17 protein-coding genes are annotated in these 16,739 nt (G+C 69.3%); 5 read left to right on the top strand and 12 right to left on the bottom strand.

Going from position 1 to position 16,739, the window contains the following annotated elements:
- Positions 1–2: 2 nt before the first annotated feature.
- The 11 genes from ABT026_RS30605 to ABT026_RS30555 form a co-directional block, all read right to left on the bottom strand.
- Complete coding sequence (locus ABT026_RS30605) at positions 3–803, bottom strand: CpaE/TadZ family protein (RefSeq protein WP_351118453.1); 801 nt, start codon at positions 801–803, stop codon at positions 3–5.
- Positions 800–1,378, bottom strand: a complete 579-nt coding sequence (locus tag ABT026_RS30600) for an SAF domain-containing protein (protein ID WP_351118452.1) — start codon at positions 1,376–1,378, stop codon at positions 800–802. Before ABT026_RS30600 ends, ABT026_RS30605 begins: the two co-directional genes overlap by 4 nt.
- Before the next feature lie 242 nt (positions 1,379–1,620).
- Complete coding sequence (locus ABT026_RS30595; protein WP_351118451.1) at positions 1,621–2,166, bottom strand: hypothetical protein; 546 nt, start codon at positions 2,164–2,166, stop codon at positions 1,621–1,623.
- Between the two features lie 323 nt (positions 2,167–2,489).
- The gene (locus ABT026_RS30590; protein WP_351118450.1) at positions 2,490–3,029 is read right to left on the bottom strand and encodes a hypothetical protein; all 540 of its coding nucleotides are present in this window, start codon (positions 3,027–3,029) and stop codon (positions 2,490–2,492) included.
- A 242-nt stretch (positions 3,030–3,271) separates the two neighbouring features.
- Complete coding sequence (locus tag ABT026_RS30585) at positions 3,272–3,736, bottom strand: ATP-binding protein (RefSeq protein WP_351118449.1); 465 nt, start codon at positions 3,734–3,736, stop codon at positions 3,272–3,274.
- 350 nt (positions 3,737–4,086) lie between these two features.
- Positions 4,087–5,292: a methyltransferase, FxLD system gene (fxlM, locus tag ABT026_RS30580; RefSeq protein ID WP_351118448.1), complete on the bottom strand. Its 1,206-nt coding sequence runs from the start codon at positions 5,290–5,292 to the stop codon at positions 4,087–4,089.
- A gap of 35 nt (positions 5,293–5,327) precedes the next feature.
- A complete protein-coding gene (locus ABT026_RS30575) occupies positions 5,328–6,410 on the bottom strand; it encodes a lanthionine synthetase C family protein (RefSeq protein WP_351118447.1) in 1,083 nt (360 codons plus the stop codon).
- The gene (locus ABT026_RS30570) at positions 6,410–9,412 is read right to left on the bottom strand and encodes a lantibiotic dehydratase (protein WP_351118446.1); all 3,003 of its coding nucleotides are present in this window, start codon (positions 9,410–9,412) and stop codon (positions 6,410–6,412) included. The genes ABT026_RS30575 and ABT026_RS30570 overlap by 1 nt, the downstream gene beginning before the upstream one ends.
- Positions 9,413–9,481: 69 nt before the next feature.
- Positions 9,482–9,643: an FxLD family lantipeptide gene (locus tag ABT026_RS30565; protein WP_351118445.1), complete on the bottom strand. Its 162-nt coding sequence runs from the start codon at positions 9,641–9,643 to the stop codon at positions 9,482–9,484.
- 14 nt (positions 9,644–9,657) lie between these two features.
- On the bottom strand, positions 9,658–9,825 hold the full coding sequence (fxlA, locus tag ABT026_RS30560; protein ID WP_351118444.1) for an FxLD family lanthipeptide: 168 nt from the start codon (positions 9,823–9,825) through the stop codon (positions 9,658–9,660).
- Between the two features lie 175 nt (positions 9,826–10,000).
- The gene (locus ABT026_RS30555) at positions 10,001–10,138 is read right to left on the bottom strand and encodes a hypothetical protein (protein ID WP_351118443.1); all 138 of its coding nucleotides are present in this window, start codon (positions 10,136–10,138) and stop codon (positions 10,001–10,003) included.
- A gap of 524 nt (positions 10,139–10,662) precedes the next feature.
- Here ABT026_RS30555 and ABT026_RS30550 point away from each other — a divergent pair.
- The 5 genes from ABT026_RS30550 to ABT026_RS30530 all read left to right on the top strand — a co-directional run bounded on the left by ABT026_RS30550 (position 10,663) and on the right by ABT026_RS30530 (position 15,425).
- Positions 10,663–11,574 (top strand): helix-turn-helix domain-containing protein, encoded by a 912-nt coding sequence (locus tag ABT026_RS30550; RefSeq protein WP_351118442.1) that lies wholly within the window; start codon positions 10,663–10,665, stop codon positions 11,572–11,574.
- A gap of 19 nt (positions 11,575–11,593) precedes the next feature.
- Positions 11,594–11,809 (top strand): DUF397 domain-containing protein, encoded by a 216-nt coding sequence (locus ABT026_RS30545; protein ID WP_351118441.1) that lies wholly within the window; start codon positions 11,594–11,596, stop codon positions 11,807–11,809.
- Between the two features lie 126 nt (positions 11,810–11,935).
- Positions 11,936–13,294, top strand: a complete 1,359-nt coding sequence (locus ABT026_RS30540) for a helix-turn-helix domain-containing protein (protein ID WP_351118440.1) — start codon at positions 11,936–11,938, stop codon at positions 13,292–13,294.
- Positions 13,291–14,190 (top strand): aminoglycoside phosphotransferase family protein, encoded by a 900-nt coding sequence (locus tag ABT026_RS30535; protein ID WP_351118439.1) that lies wholly within the window; start codon positions 13,291–13,293, stop codon positions 14,188–14,190. Before ABT026_RS30540 ends, ABT026_RS30535 begins: the two co-directional genes overlap by 4 nt.
- Before the next feature lie 179 nt (positions 14,191–14,369).
- Complete coding sequence (locus ABT026_RS30530) at positions 14,370–15,425, top strand: hypothetical protein (protein WP_351118438.1); 1,056 nt, start codon at positions 14,370–14,372, stop codon at positions 15,423–15,425.
- A gap of 594 nt (positions 15,426–16,019) precedes the next feature.
- On the opposite strand, the gene ABT026_RS30520 is transcribed toward ABT026_RS30530, so the two are convergent.
- A partial coding sequence (locus tag ABT026_RS30520) for a transposase family protein (RefSeq protein WP_351118437.1) occupies positions 16,020–16,739 on the bottom strand: 720 nt, incomplete at its 5' end.

Here is a 16,739-nt window from a genome sequence, read left to right as displayed (position 1 = left end):
CGTCATGCCGTCTTCCTCTCCGCGAGCGCCGACCGGAGCTGGCCGGACAGGTCGGTCGGCCGCTCATCGCCGCCGGGGGTGACCGCGGCGATCCGGCGTGCCAGCTCCAGGGACGCGGCCACCAGCGGCGGAGTGCGGAAGCGGCTGGGCGCGGGTACGGCGCGGCGGGCGGCGAACGCGGCGACGGTCTTCGGATCCCACGGCAGGAACCAGACGCGCTCGACGTCCAGGGCCTGCGCGATCTCCTGCCCCGAGTACGGGCACGGCCCCACCACGACGAGCGTCGCCCAGGAGGACGCGGCCCGGGAGGCGAGCAGGTGGGCACGGACGTGGGTCAGTGCCTCGGCGGTTCCGCTCGTCACCAGGAGGATGTGGTCCGCCGCGGCGAGCAGCTCGTCGCTGTGCTCATCGAGCCGTCCAAGGTCCAGGAGGGCTGTCCCCCAGTCCTCATCTCCGCCGACCAGGACGGCCCGACCTTGCTCGGTGGCCAGCACCCGGACGGCCTCGCGACACGCCGGCCGCCCGGCCGGGGCGACAACGGCCCGCACCCCGCAGGGCAGTTCGGCCACCGCTCCCAGCAGCGAGCCCGGGTGTGGCTGCCTGGCGGTTGCGGCGACGTCCAGCAGGCCTGGGCTATGCGGGACACCGCACCGCGTGGCCAGATCACCGCCCCACACGTTGGCTTCGACGACGACCGGGCGGCCGTCACTCGCGACGTGCGGCCAGCAGCTGGCCAGCGCCAGCGCGGCCGTGGTCACGCCGGGCGCGCCCGTCAGCGAGCCCAAGGCGATCAGTCGCCTCACAGGGCCTCACGCCCCTTCGCCGAGATGACGACGATCCGCGGGTGTTCCATCGCGGCGGCTCGGCGAGCGGCGCTCGTCTCCACCAGGACGGTGATCACCCGGACGCCGCCCGTGGACTCCGGCGCCTGCACACCGGTCACCGTGCCGAGCACCGGTGCCGGACCTCCCGGCTCAGCGTCCTCCGCGTCAGCGCCGTCGGCTGCCGGGGCGGTCGTGCCGCCCGGACCGGCAACGATCGCCACCCGCTTGCCCCGGGTCAGGTCAGGAGGGGATCCTCCTGCCTCCACCGCGAGCGGTACCTGGGACCACCCCACCGGCGGGAAGTCGGCCTGCTCCCCCACCTGCCGCTCCGAAAGCAGGGAGCCGGCCACCAGCGGAACCCGTGCCTGCCTGCCCAGCACGCTCGCCAAGTCGGCCACGGGGACGACACTCGCTTCCGCCGCCACCTTCGCGACCCGCAGATCGCGAGCGGTCAGCTCCTGCCCGGCCGGCACGTCCCGCGCCATCACGAGCACTTCGGTCCGGCCGCTCAGGTCGGTCGCGATGGCCGTGAAGCCAACCGCCGAGACCAGCACCGTCCCCACCCCGGCCCACACCCAACCCGGCCGTCGACGGCCTCGGACCCCTGACGTGGGTGGCCGGGCGTCGGCTCCGACGCGACGGCCTCGCGCACCGGGCACGGCCATGGCCCCGGCCTCCGTCCGGCTCTCGGCCGGTGAACGCATGGAAGAACTCACAACTCACCCCGCTAAAGAAGAAGTTGTTCAAGCGCGAAACGCACACCGATCCGCGCAATCGAGGAGGATCCAGACGGGCGTCATCGCGCCACGACGGCCTGCACCTCGTCCACCAACACGTGTCGTTCGGTCGTCGACGACAAGCCGTGTCCCGTCCCGCTCTGCCCGCCGCCGGACCACTCCACGTCCCACAGGACCGTGACCGTGACGCGGTACTTGCCACCCGGCTCGGCCAACGAGGCCCGGCGATAGACATGGCCGCAGTCCGGGGACTCGGCGTCCGCGCGGAAGCGCGACGAGTAAGGCGTTCCCGGCCCGTCGCAGGTGACAGTGGTTCCATCGCCCATCGACCACACGGCTCGACGGGGCCGTGCGGTGGCGGTGACCGACACCCCGGGCACCGAGACCGTCTCCGTGACGGGCCCCCAGCTCGCCTCCGGCATCCACATCCAGGTCGGCACGTGCACCACCTGGGCGAAGTCCTCGTCCGGGTTCATGCGGATGACCGGTACGGGAAGCTTCAGCCGCGCGACCGCCTGCTGCGCCAACTCGGCAGGAGACACCTGAGGGACCTCGGGTTCGGCGTCCGGCCGCTTCTTCCCATTGCGCTCCGGCAGGATCGGCACGTACGTCTTCCCGAACCTTCCGGTGGACTTGAACCGCACCACGAAGGGCCGAGCGGCACCTCCCGACTTGGTGACAGGCGCGTGAACCGCTCCACCACTGCGTGTCGGCGTGCCATGCCCACCACTCCGGCTCGGTCCCTGTCTTCCCGGCCCCCGGGATGCCCGGAGGTCGCATCCGCCGCTCCCACAGCGCACACCGGCACTTCCCCCGAACCCTGAGTCGGCGACGGCCCCGGGCGCCGCCAACATGTTCGCGCCGACGGCCGCGACACTGACGGCGACGGCAGCGGCCAGAAGAGTCGAGCGAGGGTGCTCGCCTCGCCTCACGCGATGCACGTGCCCACCTCGTGGATGTACAGGGACTCCACGAGCCAACGGTCACCGTGCTTGCGGACCGTCGCGTCGATCAGATGGTGGCCACCAGGGACGTCGTCCTCGAGCTGCCCGTCGCTCTTCCTGTACATGAGCCAGTTGGTCGAGTCCGAACAGTCGCTGATCACCACCTTGTCGGCGGAGGTGCTCTTCACCTCGGGCGCGAAGGTGGGCCGCCCGCGCGCGACCACCCCGTCCTTCTGGTACCCCCGCATCATGTGCAGGAGCAGCTGGTAGGCGCCGTCCGTGGCGTGGTCGTCCAGGCCAGGGTGCTTGGCGTTCGCCGTGTGGGATGCCTCGACCGCCTCCTCCCACATGGCCTTGTAGGCGGCGACGGCCTCCGTCGAACCGTCGGCCGCCGCGGTGCTCTGCGACCGCGAAGGTGGCGGTGCTCCTCCTGCCCCCGTGGCTGCCGGCCCACCTTCGCGTGGCGTACACGCCACACCGGTGAACAGCAACGCCGCGACGCCGAGCGTGGCAGCGTGAAACATGCCGGGCTTGATCACTTTTGCCCTCCATTCCCCGTAACGCCACATATAGCGACCGGAAGGCCCCGTTTTGCCACGAGGACTTCGCATCCCGCGTGCGCCGGAGGGCGTTGACCCGGACAACTATCCTGCGGCTAACCTCCGTTGGGCGCTGGCGAGGGCAGCGGAGAGCCTTCGCTGTTCCCCCTTTCGGAGGAACACCCGGGCGCTCGGCGACCTGCACGGGGTTGACGCCTGGGCCGGGGTTAATGAGGGAGGACCATCCACGCGACCTTGGCGGTCCCGAACTCCCGCCGGAACCCCCATCGGCCCTCGCTGAGCCGGTCCACGATCTGCAGCCCGCGCCCTCGTTCCGCAAGCTCCGCGCAGAGGGCGTCCAGATCTTGGAGATCCCGCCCGCCCGACGGGAGGGGCTGGCGAGACCGCGGAATCACCGGAAGGCGTGGGTCGTGATCCTCCACCTCGCAGAGCAGCTCGCCACCGCTCTCTCTTCGCAGCCTCAGCTCGTACGGACCGACGCCGTGCTCCACTGCGTTCGCGATGAGCTCGCCGGCCGCGAGCACCGCGTCGTCGATCAGTGGTTGCGGGTAGCCGAGTTGGTCGAGGGCGCAGCGCAGGCTTCTGCGTGCCTGAGCAGGTGCACAGGGGGTCTCGGCCGTCCAGCACCACAGGACGTTCGCGACCGCTTCACGGCTACGGGGCACGGTCATCGACGACCTCCCCGAGCGGCGTGGCGGCCCCGGACCACCCGGCGGTGGCGGCCGCGACCTGGCTCGGTGCACGAGCGGATTTCGGACAGGGCGTAGGACGTGATTGCCGGCGCGGCACCCAGCAGAAGGGCCGCCGTGAAGAGAAGCGCCGTCATGGTTCATCTCCCGTTGATCGCGATGGGTCCATGACGACGACAGCGCGAATACGCAAAGAGGGGAATACATCTCTTACGAGAATTTTTCGGGCCATGCGGTTCAGCGGGCCGGGCAGGCGAATTGCCTGCCCGGCCGGTGCTGCTCATCTGCCCCCAGCATGCTGTTGAGCGACGGCGCTCAAGGAAGTCGTCACTTCAGGCGTAGGCGATGACCAGCCGGGCGGACGGCTTGTCGATGACGTGCCCGGGCGGCAGGTCGTCGTCCGGAGTTCCGGCCGGGTAGATCCGGATGACCGGGTCGGCGGTGCGGGCACTGCCCCAGGCGCGGATCTGTTCGGTGAGGCGGGCCGAGAGGTCCCCTCCGGCCGGGCCGTAGCCGGCAGCGCCGAGCATGAACCTGGTCGGCTCGCTACCCTCGACGCGGTCCAGGGTGACGTAGGCGATGGAGTCCCCTTCGACCAAGGCCGGGCTCAGCGCGGGCACCGTCGGCCGCCGCACCCGGCCACTGGCCAGGAATTCCGGCTTCACCGTGAGGCGGCAGGTCGCCGCGTCGACGGCGCTCAGCCGCAGCCAGATCGGGGAAAGGTCCTCGTCACCGGCGACGTCGACTCCGGTCCAGATCAGATGCTCGGCCGGGTCACCAATCGTCTTGCGGAGGGTTTCCGGGCGCACCGGCTGGTCCGCGTCCCAGTACAGGCGGAAGGTGCGCTCGTCGTCCACGAAGCCGTCGAGTTCGCCGCTCTGCCCGACCATCGGCAGGAAGCCGCACACGGCGAGTGACTCCGACTTCAGGGCGCCGTCGCCGCCGCGGACGAGAGCGACGCTGCGGGTCAGTCCGCGCCACCGCAGCGGCAGTACGATCCGGCCGTCCGGCGTGAGCTGGTCCCACCAGGCCGCTGGGAAGTCCCAGACGCCGACGGTGGCGACGATGCGGTCGTACGGGCCGTGCTCGGGCGCACCGGCCGCGCCGTCGCGCTGCAGGACCCGCACGTTGCCGTAGCCGGCGGCGGCGAGGCGCTGCTGGGCGTGGGCGACGACGTCGCTGTGGACGTCGAGGGCGGTGACTTCTCCGGCCGGCCCGGTGAGGTGCTGCATGAGTGCGGCGTTGTAGCCGGTGCCCGCGCCTGCTTCGAGGATGCGCTGGCCGGGCTGGATGTCGAGCTGGGCGAGCATGGCGTAGACGATGTCGGGCTGCGAGGCGCAGGAGAGCGGGAGGGCGTCGGGGTCCGGGTTCTCCTTGATGTTGACGGCGCGGTTGGCGTACGCCTCTTCGAGCGTGGCTCCGGGCACGAACAGGTGCCGGGGCACGGTACGCATTGCCTCTTCGACCCGGGAGTCGGGGAACGCGGTGGTGCTGTGCAGGTGGTCGACGAGCCGGTTGCGCAGGTCGTTATCGGTCACGAGGGGATCCCTTCGGCGGTGGCGGGGTTGTGGGGTCAGCTGGGCAGGAGGAGGCAGAGGTCCCAGTCGGTGGGCGGGTTGGCGCGTACCAGGTCGAGGCCGGCCGCGCCTTCCATCAGGCTCGGATCCGTGTCTCCGCTCGGGGTGGCGAGCTTGTCTTCAAGCTGGAGGAGCACGTCCTGGAGGCCGGAGCCGGTGCTGTCCGCGGCGGTCCGGCGCACCGTCTGTACGAGTCCGGCCCAGCCATGGCAGAGGGACTGGTCGGTGAACAGGTGGGCGTGGCGTGTGCAGCCGATGAGTGCCTGTTCCGCCTGGTGCTGTAGGGGGGCGTCGTTCATGGCGCGTCCGGCGAGGTGGAGGGCGCGGGCGATGCCGGGGGTGCCGTAGCACCAGGACGGTCGGGCCGGTCCGGTGGTGCGAGGGACGCCGCGGGCGTATTCGGCGAGGGTCACCCAGTACGGCCAGTGGGCGTCCTGGCCGGTGCCGAGCCGCCATTCGGTCAGGTGGGCGCAGATCCGGGCGATCGCGGTGTCGTGGCCGTGGATGATGATGCCGCGCAGGGCGCACAGGGAGAGGTAGGCGAGCGGCCCGGCGATTCCGTGTGCCATGCCGAAGATCCCGTTGCCGTCGGCGTCTTCGGGCGTGGCCTTGTTCATGGCGGGGGTGGTGGACCACCAGCCGGGGACGGTGATTCCGCGGTGGATGAGGGGTTCGGTGAGCCGCACCAGATACGCGGCGATGGCCATGGCCTCGTCCTGGTTGCCCGCCGCCAGGTGGTAGACGCCCAGGCCGGTGAGGCCGGTGATCACGTCGAACTCGTCCTTCGCCGGGGGCGTTCCGGCGTCGATGCGGCGGTGGGCGAGTTCCAGGCGGGTGTGGGTCATGTCCCGGACGTGCGGGGCAATCTGCGTCAGCGCCCGCTGCGCGGAGGGGGTGTCGGCATGGAGGAGGGTGTAGGCGACGGACGGTGCTCCCTCGTACAGGCCGCCCGCGCCGAGCGGGCCGCGGAGCATCGCGGCGGCGGACTCCGTCAGCTTCTGCGGGGCGGTGTGGAGGTGGGCGAGGGCGATTCCGGCGGCGCCTCGGTAGAGGGACTGCCCCCATCGCGGGTCCGGCATCATGCGTTGGTCTCCTCGCGGGCGAGCGCGGTGACGGCGGCCTGGCGGGCGAGTTGGCGGCAGACCGCTTCGTCGTCCCGGTTCACCCCGCGCATCCGGTTGTGGTGCATGTGCAGCAGGGAGTCGAGGACGGCAGCCGGCTCCAACTCCTCGGGCAGGGTCTTCCGGTAGTCGGCGAGCGCCTCGGCACGTCGTTCCCATGCTGCCGTCACCACCGCGCTCCAGCCCCGCGCCGCCGGGGCTCCGGCCTGGACTTCCCGCTGCACCAAAGCGGTTACGGCGCGGTCCACAGGCCGGGACGGTGCCCGGCGGGCGACCAGGTGCCGCAGCCCCTGCTCGCCGCCGAGGAAGCCGACCGCTAGGTCGACCATGCTGACGGCGGTCGCGGCCTGGCCGCCCCCGCCTGCAGTGACGAGGGCGGCGACGAACCGGGAGTCGGCGGCGAATACCCCCTCCGCGGCTTCCATCGCCTTTCCGCTGCCGTAGCGTCCGATCTCCGGCCGGTAGGAGGTCAGCACCGCGTCGGCGATCAGACCCCGGTCGCGGAGCTGCGCCGCCCACTGCCAGACCGTCTGCGCGAGCGTGCCGCGCTGCTCGGGGCCGGCCGCCCGGACGCGCAGCCGGATGTGGTCGGTGTCAGTGGGGTTCAGGTAGCGGATGAACCACCACGGCGGATCATCGAGAGATCCGGTGAGGCGGGGTAGGAGCCGGATCACCTCCTCGTGCTGGTCGGGGTGCGTGTACAGGTAGGCGCACACCCACCTTCCGTGCGAGGTGCCGACGAGGGGCGCCGACTCTCGGTTGGTGAGGATCGGCAGCGGCCCGGTCAGCGGGTTGGGGCGGGGCGGCAGCGTGCTGGCCAGGGGGACGGCGATTTCGTGAGCGTGTCCGCCGATCCACCCGAAGGCGTCCGACGGCGGCGCTTCCGTGAGGATGGCTTCGCCGCGTCGTTCCACGTGCTGGCGGAGCAGCTCCGCGTGCGCGGGCACGTCCAGGTCCAGGCGCAGGGTGCGGTCGTCGTCCCGCAGGTCCACCGGCCCGTGGCAGGACCAGGTGGCCCGCCAGCCGACGAGGGCGACGCTCCAGTCCTTCCCGGTGGGCAGGTTGTCGCGGGTGAGGAGCCAGCGGGCCGGGGACAGCACGGTGCGGCCATAACGGACGCGGGGCAAGAACGGCAGGGCCGCCGCGGCCGGTCCCCAGTCGAAGCCGCTCCAGCGTGGGCCAAAGGCGCGCACGAGGTGGGCGATGAACCGTGCGAGCAGCGGTGGTTGCTTCTTCAGCGCCATGGCGTGGAACACCTGCGGGTCGACGACCTGGCGGCGGGAGATGCTGACCAGGTGGAGGCGGGACGAGGTTGCCGTGACGGCCAGGTCGTCCACGTCGATGATCTGCGCGGGGTCGTCCGGGGTACGGAGCTCGCCCATCGGCAGGACGTGGTCGAGGTAGGCGGGGATGCGGGCCACGCTCTCCGTGTGCGGGTACAGGCCGGGGAAGGACATCTGCGCGCGGACGGCCCCGTCGACCTCGGCCGGCATCGTCCGGTAGGCCTCCTCCAGCCCGCTTCCGGTGGCGGCCGGAGTGAACCGGGAGGTGAGGGTTCCGGCGCTGCGCGCGGGAGTGACGACGAGGTCATAGTCCCCTCGTTCCACGGCGTCCACGTCGGCTGCGTGGATACGGGCGCACATCTCCACGTGCGCGGGAGCCACCGTCTTCGCCGTACCGCCCGCCAGGTGGTCAACCGTGTCGTCGGTGAGCACGATCTCCTCCTGGCCGTTCGCCGCAGCCTCCCACGCGAGGTGCAACAGCCGTTGGTCCCGTTCGGACACGAACGTGCGGGGAGCGGGCCTTCGGGATCCCGGGTAGCTGTGCGGGTAGCCCAGCCCCGCGACGGGGTCCACGACATCCTTGAGAGGTACCAGCGTCCCCGTGCCGTACCGCTCCCAGAAGGCGACCTGGAAGTCGTTCCACACCCCCTGGCCGTCCGGATGGCGGCTCAGCCGGAGCAGAACGTCGGCGGCCCGCTCCATGTCCCGCACTACCCGGCCGGGAATCTCCGCCTCGGCGTCGAGCATGAGGTCGACGGCGGTGGTCCACCGAGCGTCGGGGGCGGGGGCGCGCAGCGCCGTCTCCGCCTCCTCCCTGAGCGCCGGCTGCGCGGCAGGGAGTGCCTGGTTGTGGCTGCTGATGCCCTGCTGGGCCGCCTCCAGGAACGCCAGTAGGTCGGCAGCCTCTGGCACCTCGGCTGCGCCGACTGCGCGCAGTTCACGGATCACGTGGGTGAGCGGGTCGGGTTGGGTCATGGGCGCCCGTAGGGAGCTGGCCAGAAACCGCTTCTCCAGGAGGGATGTCAGCAGGCGCTCGGCGCGCACCGGATCGGATTCGGGGAACGCCTCGGTCAACGCGTCGCGCAGCTCGGCGAAGACGATCGGCCGGGCCGCGAGTCGCTCCACCAGGTCGGTGGCAGGAGTACGCCTCACAGTGGCACCCATGGGGCCGCCCCACTGGACGTGCAGGTGATCGCCGCGGCGAGTGGCCAGGTTGTTCACGGCGACCGTCAGCCGCTCCCGGACAGCGGGCATGTCTTCCAGCCGTCGCACGATGCCGTGGACGAGGTCGGCGTCCGCTCGCATCACGGCCTGGTGGTCGCCGCCCCAGCGCACCTTCACGGCATGGCCGACAGCGACCGGGGCCACGCCGGCGAACAAGCCGAAGGGGGTAGGCCGTCCCACGGCCCGCAGGAGGTAGCGGACGGCCGAGGCCGCTGCCCGCCTCACCGCCCGCGAACGCACCTGGTCCCGCGCGCACACGGCGTCCAGCGTCAGGGCGAGATCCGGGCTCGCCTGCCGGACACCGGCCGCGAACGGTCCATCGCTCCACACCATGCGCAGCCAAGCAGAACACGAGTCCGTGTCACCCAAATCCGGCCACCACTCGGGGACTTCGGTCAGCGGCTTCGTCGCGGCTCGCAGGAGGGCAGTGCCGGCGTTCCGGTAGATGCTCATCGTGTACCTCCAAAGGGCGGCCGGGCCGGGGAGGTGTGAGGCCTCCCCGGCCCTTGAGGGAACGGGCTGTCAGCTGTTGCTGGTGCAGGACGAGCTGCTGGTCGAGCCGCACCCTCCGTCGCTGCCGCAGGGCTGCGGCAGCAGTCCTGCGCCGGTCTCGGTGAAGACCTCGACGGTGGCCGCGAACGGGTCGGTGCCCGTCATGGATTCGGCGGCGAGAGCGTTCGTCATGTGGCCGTTCCTCCTCAGACGGCGCTGGTGCAGGACGAGGAGCAGGTGCTGCCGCAGCCGTCGCCGGTGCCGCAGGCCTGCGGCAGCAGGTCGGCACCGGTCTCGGTCGAGACCTCGATGTCCGTCGCGAACGGGTCCGCCGGCATGACGTCCGACTGCGGGCTGACGAGGGTGTTCAGCATTGCTGGTTACCTCCTGATGGTTGGTTGCCGTGCCCAGCTCATGGCCGAGCACGATCTCCACCCCTCAAAGGGGCGGCTCTCCCCGGGCGGGGAGAAGTCTTGGGCGCACGTCGGAGTACGTGCGGGTCAGGTTTCACGGACAGTTCCGCGAGCCGGGGGTTGGTCCGGGCCCCTATCAAGCAGGAGAGATGTTGTCGGCCGCCGTGGACCAGGTGGCGCCGCTCACTGCGCGGATGCGGGCAATCCTGACGACCCGGTCGCCGTGCCTCTCCTGAACGACGGAGACCAGCTCGCCCTCGGCCCGGCTGGCCACATCCCGGACCATCCGGTGCAGGAGCGGGTGATCCTCCCGCGTACTCTCCGCGCCTTCGACGGCTACCGAGCTCGCGGAACCGGGCTCTGTCCGGGCATCGTCCACCGTTGCCTGGAGGAACTTTTCCCAGCCGGCCCGCGCGCGGGCTTGCAGTGCGAGACTCGGTCCGAACGGCGAGTCCGGAGCCATGTGCAGGAACCCGCTGGGACCATCCCCGGGACGACGAGGCTCACTTCGGTCCGGGTAGGCGTGCTGATCAGTAATCGTCACGGGAGCCCCCAGTTCTGGTCTTGGTCCGGGCTGAGCAGGAAGGCGCATCACCGGAACACGTCCGATCCGGCCTCCGTGGTCGTGGAGTATTGCCACTGGATCTCCCGCCGTGTAACGCTCACGACGAAAGTGTCCGCATGGGCGATTCAGGCATATGCCGGGAGAGACGCGTGGGCCGACCGACCCTGTAACTTCCTGACTGCCAGGGCGGATCCCGGCGGACCGCCGCGGCACAGGCCCGAGGGAGGGGCGAGATGACGAACGGGACGATCGCAGAGACCAGCACGGCCAGCCTCTCCTGCGAAGGCGGTCCCACCACCCGCCGTCGCCAACTCGGCCTCCGCCTCCTGGCGTTGCGCGAGGCCGCGGGCCTGTCGGCCGAGGAGGCGGGCGAACGGGCCGGGATGTCCAAGGCGACCATCAGCCGCTACGAGCGCGCCAAGGGCAACGTCCGCTGGAACCAGGTGGACCAGCTCTGCCGCGCGTACGGCGTCGGCGACGCAGAGCGCCGGGAACTCATCGAGCTGGCCAAGAACAGCAAGGCCACCGAGGCCTGGTGGCTCCCGCTCGCCGGCAAGCTGCCGGGTCATCTGCGAATGCTGCTCGCCCTGGAGAACGAGGCGTCCAGCATCAGGCAGCACACCATCGGCGTGGTCCCCGGCCTCCTCCAGACGCGCGACTACGCGCAGGCCATCAAGGTCACGCCCGAGGCGGTGCTGCCGCCAGCCGAGCTCGACACATACCTGTCGACGCGCATGCAGCGCCAGCAGATCCTCGACCGGCCCGCCCCGCCCAGCTACCACGTCATCCTCGACGAGTCCGTGATTCGCCGCCCCGTCGGGAGTCCGGCCATCATGGCGACCCAGCTCCAGCACCTGCTGAAACGGGCCGAGCAGCCGCACGTGACGGTGCAGGTGCTGCCGTTCTCCTCCGGCGCCCACAGCGTCGGCCTGAGCAGCTTCATCGTCTTCGGCGGCTTCGGAGGCCCGGACCCCGCTCTCGACGTGGTCTTTCTCGAGCACCCGGTGGGCTCCCTCTTCCTCGAGGAGGCGCCGGTGCTCGCGGAGTACTCCCAGGGCTTCGCCCACCTGTGTCGGCAGGCCCTGGCCCCCGACGCCTCGGCAGAACTGCTTGCCGAGGCACGACAGTCCTACCTGAACAACTGAAAGTAGCGAGGAACATCCCGTGCCCCAGCAACCCCTGAACTGGATCAAGAGCTCCTACAGCGGATCGCCCAACAACGAGTGCGTCGAGTGCGCTGTCCTGCCGGACGCCCTGCTCGTGCGGGACTCCAAGGCTCCGAACGCCTCGTCGCTCCACTTCACGGGAACAGCGTGGGGCTCCTTCATCACGGCCCTCGACGCGGGCCGGCTCGACCCCGGTCACGCCGACCGAACCTGACGTCGGTGAACACCAGCCAGACAGCTTTCGCCCGTTTCACGAGATGCAAGTTGATCGTCCGGGAGCAGTGATGCGGACAGCGGCGGCAGTCCGCAACTGTCCGCATCACAGGTGAGAGGGAGCAGCATGCCGCAGAAACCGAAGCCGCTCGACGAGACACGGTCGGTGCGGGACTGGTGGGGTAAGGAACTGCGCAACTGGCGGCAGGTCCGCGGTCTGTCGACGCGTTTACTTGGGGACAAGGTGCACGTCAGCGGCACCACCATCGAGCGCATCGAGAAGAACGAGCGCCCCTGCGACACCGCCCTGGCGGCCCGGCTCGACGAGGCACTGCAAGCCGGCGGCGCGCTGATCCGCCTGTGGCGGCTCGTCGAAGTCGATGCGGACAAGCGGCAGCCCACCCCGGATACCGCACAACCGGCCTCCCGCCATGTCGACGACGCCCGCCCCGAACGGAACGACTTCCCCGTGGACCGACGCGCCCTCCTCGCCGCGGGCGGTGTCGCCGCGCTGCGGCCGACCTCGCTCCTGGACCTCCTGCCGCAGCCGAACCACGCCCCCGCCCCGGCGCAGGTGCGGCCCGAAGACATCGAGCAGGTCCTGACCGCCGCCACCACCCTCTCCGGCTGGGACAACGTCTACGGCGGCGGAGGCCTCGTCCGAAGCTCCCTCCTCGGCCAGCTCGCCTGGGCACGCGGACTCCTGCAGGCCGACTGCCCCACCGCCCTTGAGCACGACCTGTTCACCGCCGTCGGCCGCCTGGCCGTCGTCATGGGCGCCAGCGCCTTCGACGCCTACGAGCATCAGGACGCCGTCCGGCTCCTCCACTTCGGCCAACAGTGCGCCGAACACGCCGGCAACTGGCACCTGCGCGCCACGGCCCTGAACTGGCTCGCCCGCCAGGCCATCTGGTGCGGCCGCCCCGACGACGGCCTCACCCACGCCGAGAACGGTCTCGTCCGCGCCGACCGCCTCACCCACCGCGAACAGGCCATGCTCCACAACGCCCGCGCCCGGGCCCTCGCCAAAATGGGCAACGCCAGGGAGACCCTCCGCGCCATCGGCCAGTCCGACGCCATCTTCAGCCACGCCCGCCCCGGCGAGGACGTCCCGTGGATGGCGTACTACGACAACGCCCAGCATCACGGCGATACCGGCCACGCTGCCTTCGACATCGCCCTGCTGCCCGGCCAGTCATCCGCCCTTGCCCGGCAGCGACTGCAGTCCGCCGTCGACCAGCACACCGACGCCTACCGCCGCTCCCGCGCCATCTCCAGCACGAAACTCGCCACGCTGATCATGGCCACCGGCGACCCGGCCCACGCCGTCGACATGGCCCACCGCGCCCTTGACGGCGTCGGCCGCCTCCGCTCGCGCCGCGCCATCGACGACCTCGAGGCCCTCTCCCGCGCGGCACGGCCCTACTCCCGCGACTCCGACGTCGCCGCCCTTCAGGAACGCGTCGCCCTGGTGGTCGCCGCGTGACCAACGACCACCGCGCTACCGAGGCGTTCGCCATCCTGCAGAAGATCACCGCCGCCACTGGCCTCCCCGCCGCCGGCGCCCAGCCGATACGCCTGGCCGAGAATGACCTCTGGCGGCTCACCGACGACACCGTCGTACGCATAAGCCGCCCCGGCCAGACAGCAGCTGCCCACCGCGAAGTCGCCGTGGCCCGATGGCTCGGCGACCACGGTGTCCCCGCCGTCCGCCCTCTGCCCATGCCGCAGCCTGTCGTCGTCGACGACCGGGCTGCCACCTTCTGGGAACTCCTCCCGCCCCACCACCCGGGCACCGAGGCCGACCTCGCCACACTCCTCCGCCGGATGCACGACCTCCCCACACCTGACTTCGAGATCGGCCGCCTGGACCCGTTCGTCCGCCTCGAAGAACGGCTCCGCGCGGCGACCGTCGTCTCCGAGGAGGACCGCACCTGGCTCCTCGACCGCCTCGAACACCTCCGCGGCGAGTGGCAGAACCTCCCCAGCGACGGCCGTCCCGAAGCCGTCATCCACGGCGACGCCTGGAAGGGCAACTGCATCGTCACCCACTCCCCCGACCGCCAGGCCCTCCTCCTGGATTTCGAGCGCACCTCCCTCGGCCCGCCCGAATGGGACCTCACCTCGACTGCCGTCGCCTACGAAACCTTCGGCAAGCTCAGCCGCGACGAGTACCAGGCCTACTGCGACCACTACGGCCACGACGTCACCACCTGGACCGGCTACCCCACCCTCCGCGCCATCCGTGAGCTCCGCCTCGTCACCTTCGCGCTGCAGACAGCCAGCCACGACCCGAGTGCAGCGCAGCAAGCCCACCACCGGCTCGACTGCGTCCGCGGGCGGCGAGGCCCTCGACCATGGGGGTGGCGAGCCGTGGCATGAAAGTGCGAAACAGACACCAAGATCTTCGAAAAATACATGACCAGAGACTCGCCAGGGTGAAATCCTGGCCTACACTCAACCGCCCACAATAATGCACCCCACGACAAAATATCCTCGAACACAAAGAGCAATACAAAAGGATGATAATGCCACGAAGTCTCTTCGAAATCGAACCACGCTTGGACCCGAAGAAGATTAATAGAGATTTCCGAAGCTTGCGTGAAACTATAGGATTCACTGCCGCACGCCGTCTCATGGATGAAATATTTGAAACGTTTCCAGACGCCGACGGAAACTTCCGCAAAGAATTCCAGACAACAGGCTTCTCCCCTCGCGTTTTCGAGTTGGCCTTGTACGCGGCACTGCTGGAACAAGGTCACAGGATCGACAGATCCAGCGTTGCCCCAGACTTCGTCACTGGGGGTGAAAACGCTGTGGCCATTGAAGCTACGACAACAAACCCACCCCAAAGCGAATCTACCTCAGCCCAGACCGAGCAAGACATCGCAGCCGCGGTGCGTCGACTTATCCCTGATGACGTCGACACTGCGGAAGAGGAATTTGTATTTCAGGTCGGCAAGGCCCTGCGTCGAAAAATGATAAAACGAGACGCGGAAGGGAACGCCTACTGGGAGAAGCCTCATACGGCTAACATTCCCTTCGCGATCGCCCTTGAGGCTTTCCATCATCCAAGCGCCCTCATTTTCAGCAGTGCCGCAATCGGCAACTACCTTTACGGGCAGCGGCAGACTGGGCACCATGACGCCAGCGGGCGACTCATCATCAGGAACGAAAAGATAATCGAACACGCGATGGAGAACAAGAAACCCATACCTAGCGGACTTTTCAATCAACCTGGATCCGAGTATCTCGCGGCGGTCATCTTCACGAACGACGGAACGGTCTCGAAGTTTAACCGAATTGGGACAGAACGCGGATACAGCCCTTCTGGCGTGCGCCTACTCCGAGGCGGGCTCATGTACGATTCCAGCCCGGATGCCATCACTCCGGCCCCATTTACGTATGAGGTAGTAGAATGCGAAGCGAAGGATCGCGAGGCCTTCCCCGAAGGGCTTCACGTATTCCACAATCCAAACGCAATCTACCCTATCCTTCCGGGAACTTTTGAAGGATGTCACGAACATCACCTCACGGAAACAGGTAATTTGATGACCATATGGAAGGGGCGAAGTATATTCACCTCAAAAACCATTGTGATCCAAGCTGTAAAGTGAATCCGACCCAGAGCGAGCAATAAACAACATACCGGCAGGGCGCCAAACGCTGCTTACAGAATGGACATTGCGATTCCTCTTCAACCGTACAGGAGATCGAGAATCGGGAGAACTCCTATAGCGACGTGATTTGTCAGAGACCGTCGCCCATCACGCAGCCGGCACTCAGGCAGAGACGGATTCGCCAGGTGCCGACGGCTGACCGATTTCCACACCTACGGCAAGCCGAACGACTATGCGAAGGGATCGTCTCGCTTCCCCCGAGGAACATGAAGCGCAGCACCGCGTCCCCTTTGGGCGCCCCCGCGAGGCTCGCGTCCGCCTGAACGAGCTGATCGTGATCGACGTCCGCGCGCCCGGCGGGCACCTGCCGGAGGCGATCAATATCCCCCTTGACCAGCTCGCCCTACGAGAAGGCGTACAGCTTCCGCAGGGCGCTGCCGACCGCTGCCGCGGGAGCGTTGAAGACTCGAAGCATCGGCAGGTGGCGGCCACGGGCCATGGATACCGTCTGCGAGCCAGCGGGACCTTGCCTGTCAGCTTCCGCACGGAAGGATTCACCCGTGATAGCGCCAGAATCCCAGTGAACGTCTTTCATCCTGAGTAGTCGCAGGTCAGCAGGGTGTGGACGGCTTGGGCGATCGTGCCGATGCGGCGTGTGGAGCATCTGGCCCGGCGCAGGATCTGCCATGTCTTGAGCTGGGCGAAGGCGCGTTCGCCGGGTGCTCGGAGTCGGGCGTGGTCTCGGTTGAACTGCTGGTAGGGCTCGGGCTGCTCGCTGTGGTGGTAGTACGGGGTGCGGAAAGTGGCGCCGGCGCCCTGGTAGGCGCGGTCGGCGAGCACGAGGATCTGCCGGGTCAGGCAGGCCTGGACGATTCCGTGGGCGCGGGCCGCGGTCAGGTCGTGGGTGCGGCCCGGGGATGCGCGGGAGAACCACAGCGGGGTGCCGTCCGGGCGCGCGACGACCTGGACGTTCATGCCGTGCTTGCGATGCTTCTGGGAGTAGTACGGCTGATCCGCGGCGATACGGTCGATGGGGATGAGCGTGCCGTCGACGATGACGAAGTCGCCTTCGCCCAGGCCGACAAGGGCCTCCTGCAGGCCGGGCGCCCAGGCGGCCAGGACCTCGAGGGTCTCGTCCACGTACCGCCAGGCGGTCGCTTCGGACACGCCGAACCCGGCTCCGACCCGGGCGAAGGTCTCGTTCTTGCGCAGGTGTGCCAGCGTCAGAAGGGCCTGCTTGAAGCAGCTCAACCGTCGCCAGGGCGAACGCAGTTCACGCCTTCGGGCGTAGATAAGCCACGAGACGCGCTC

It is taken from the genome of Streptomyces sp. NPDC002734 (assembly GCF_040295685.1).
In the GTDB taxonomy this organism is placed as follows: Bacteria; Actinomycetota; Actinomycetes; order Streptomycetales; family Streptomycetaceae; genus Streptomyces.
Note: the sequence above shows the minus strand (reverse complement) of the source record. Positions and strands in the feature narration are given on the sequence as shown.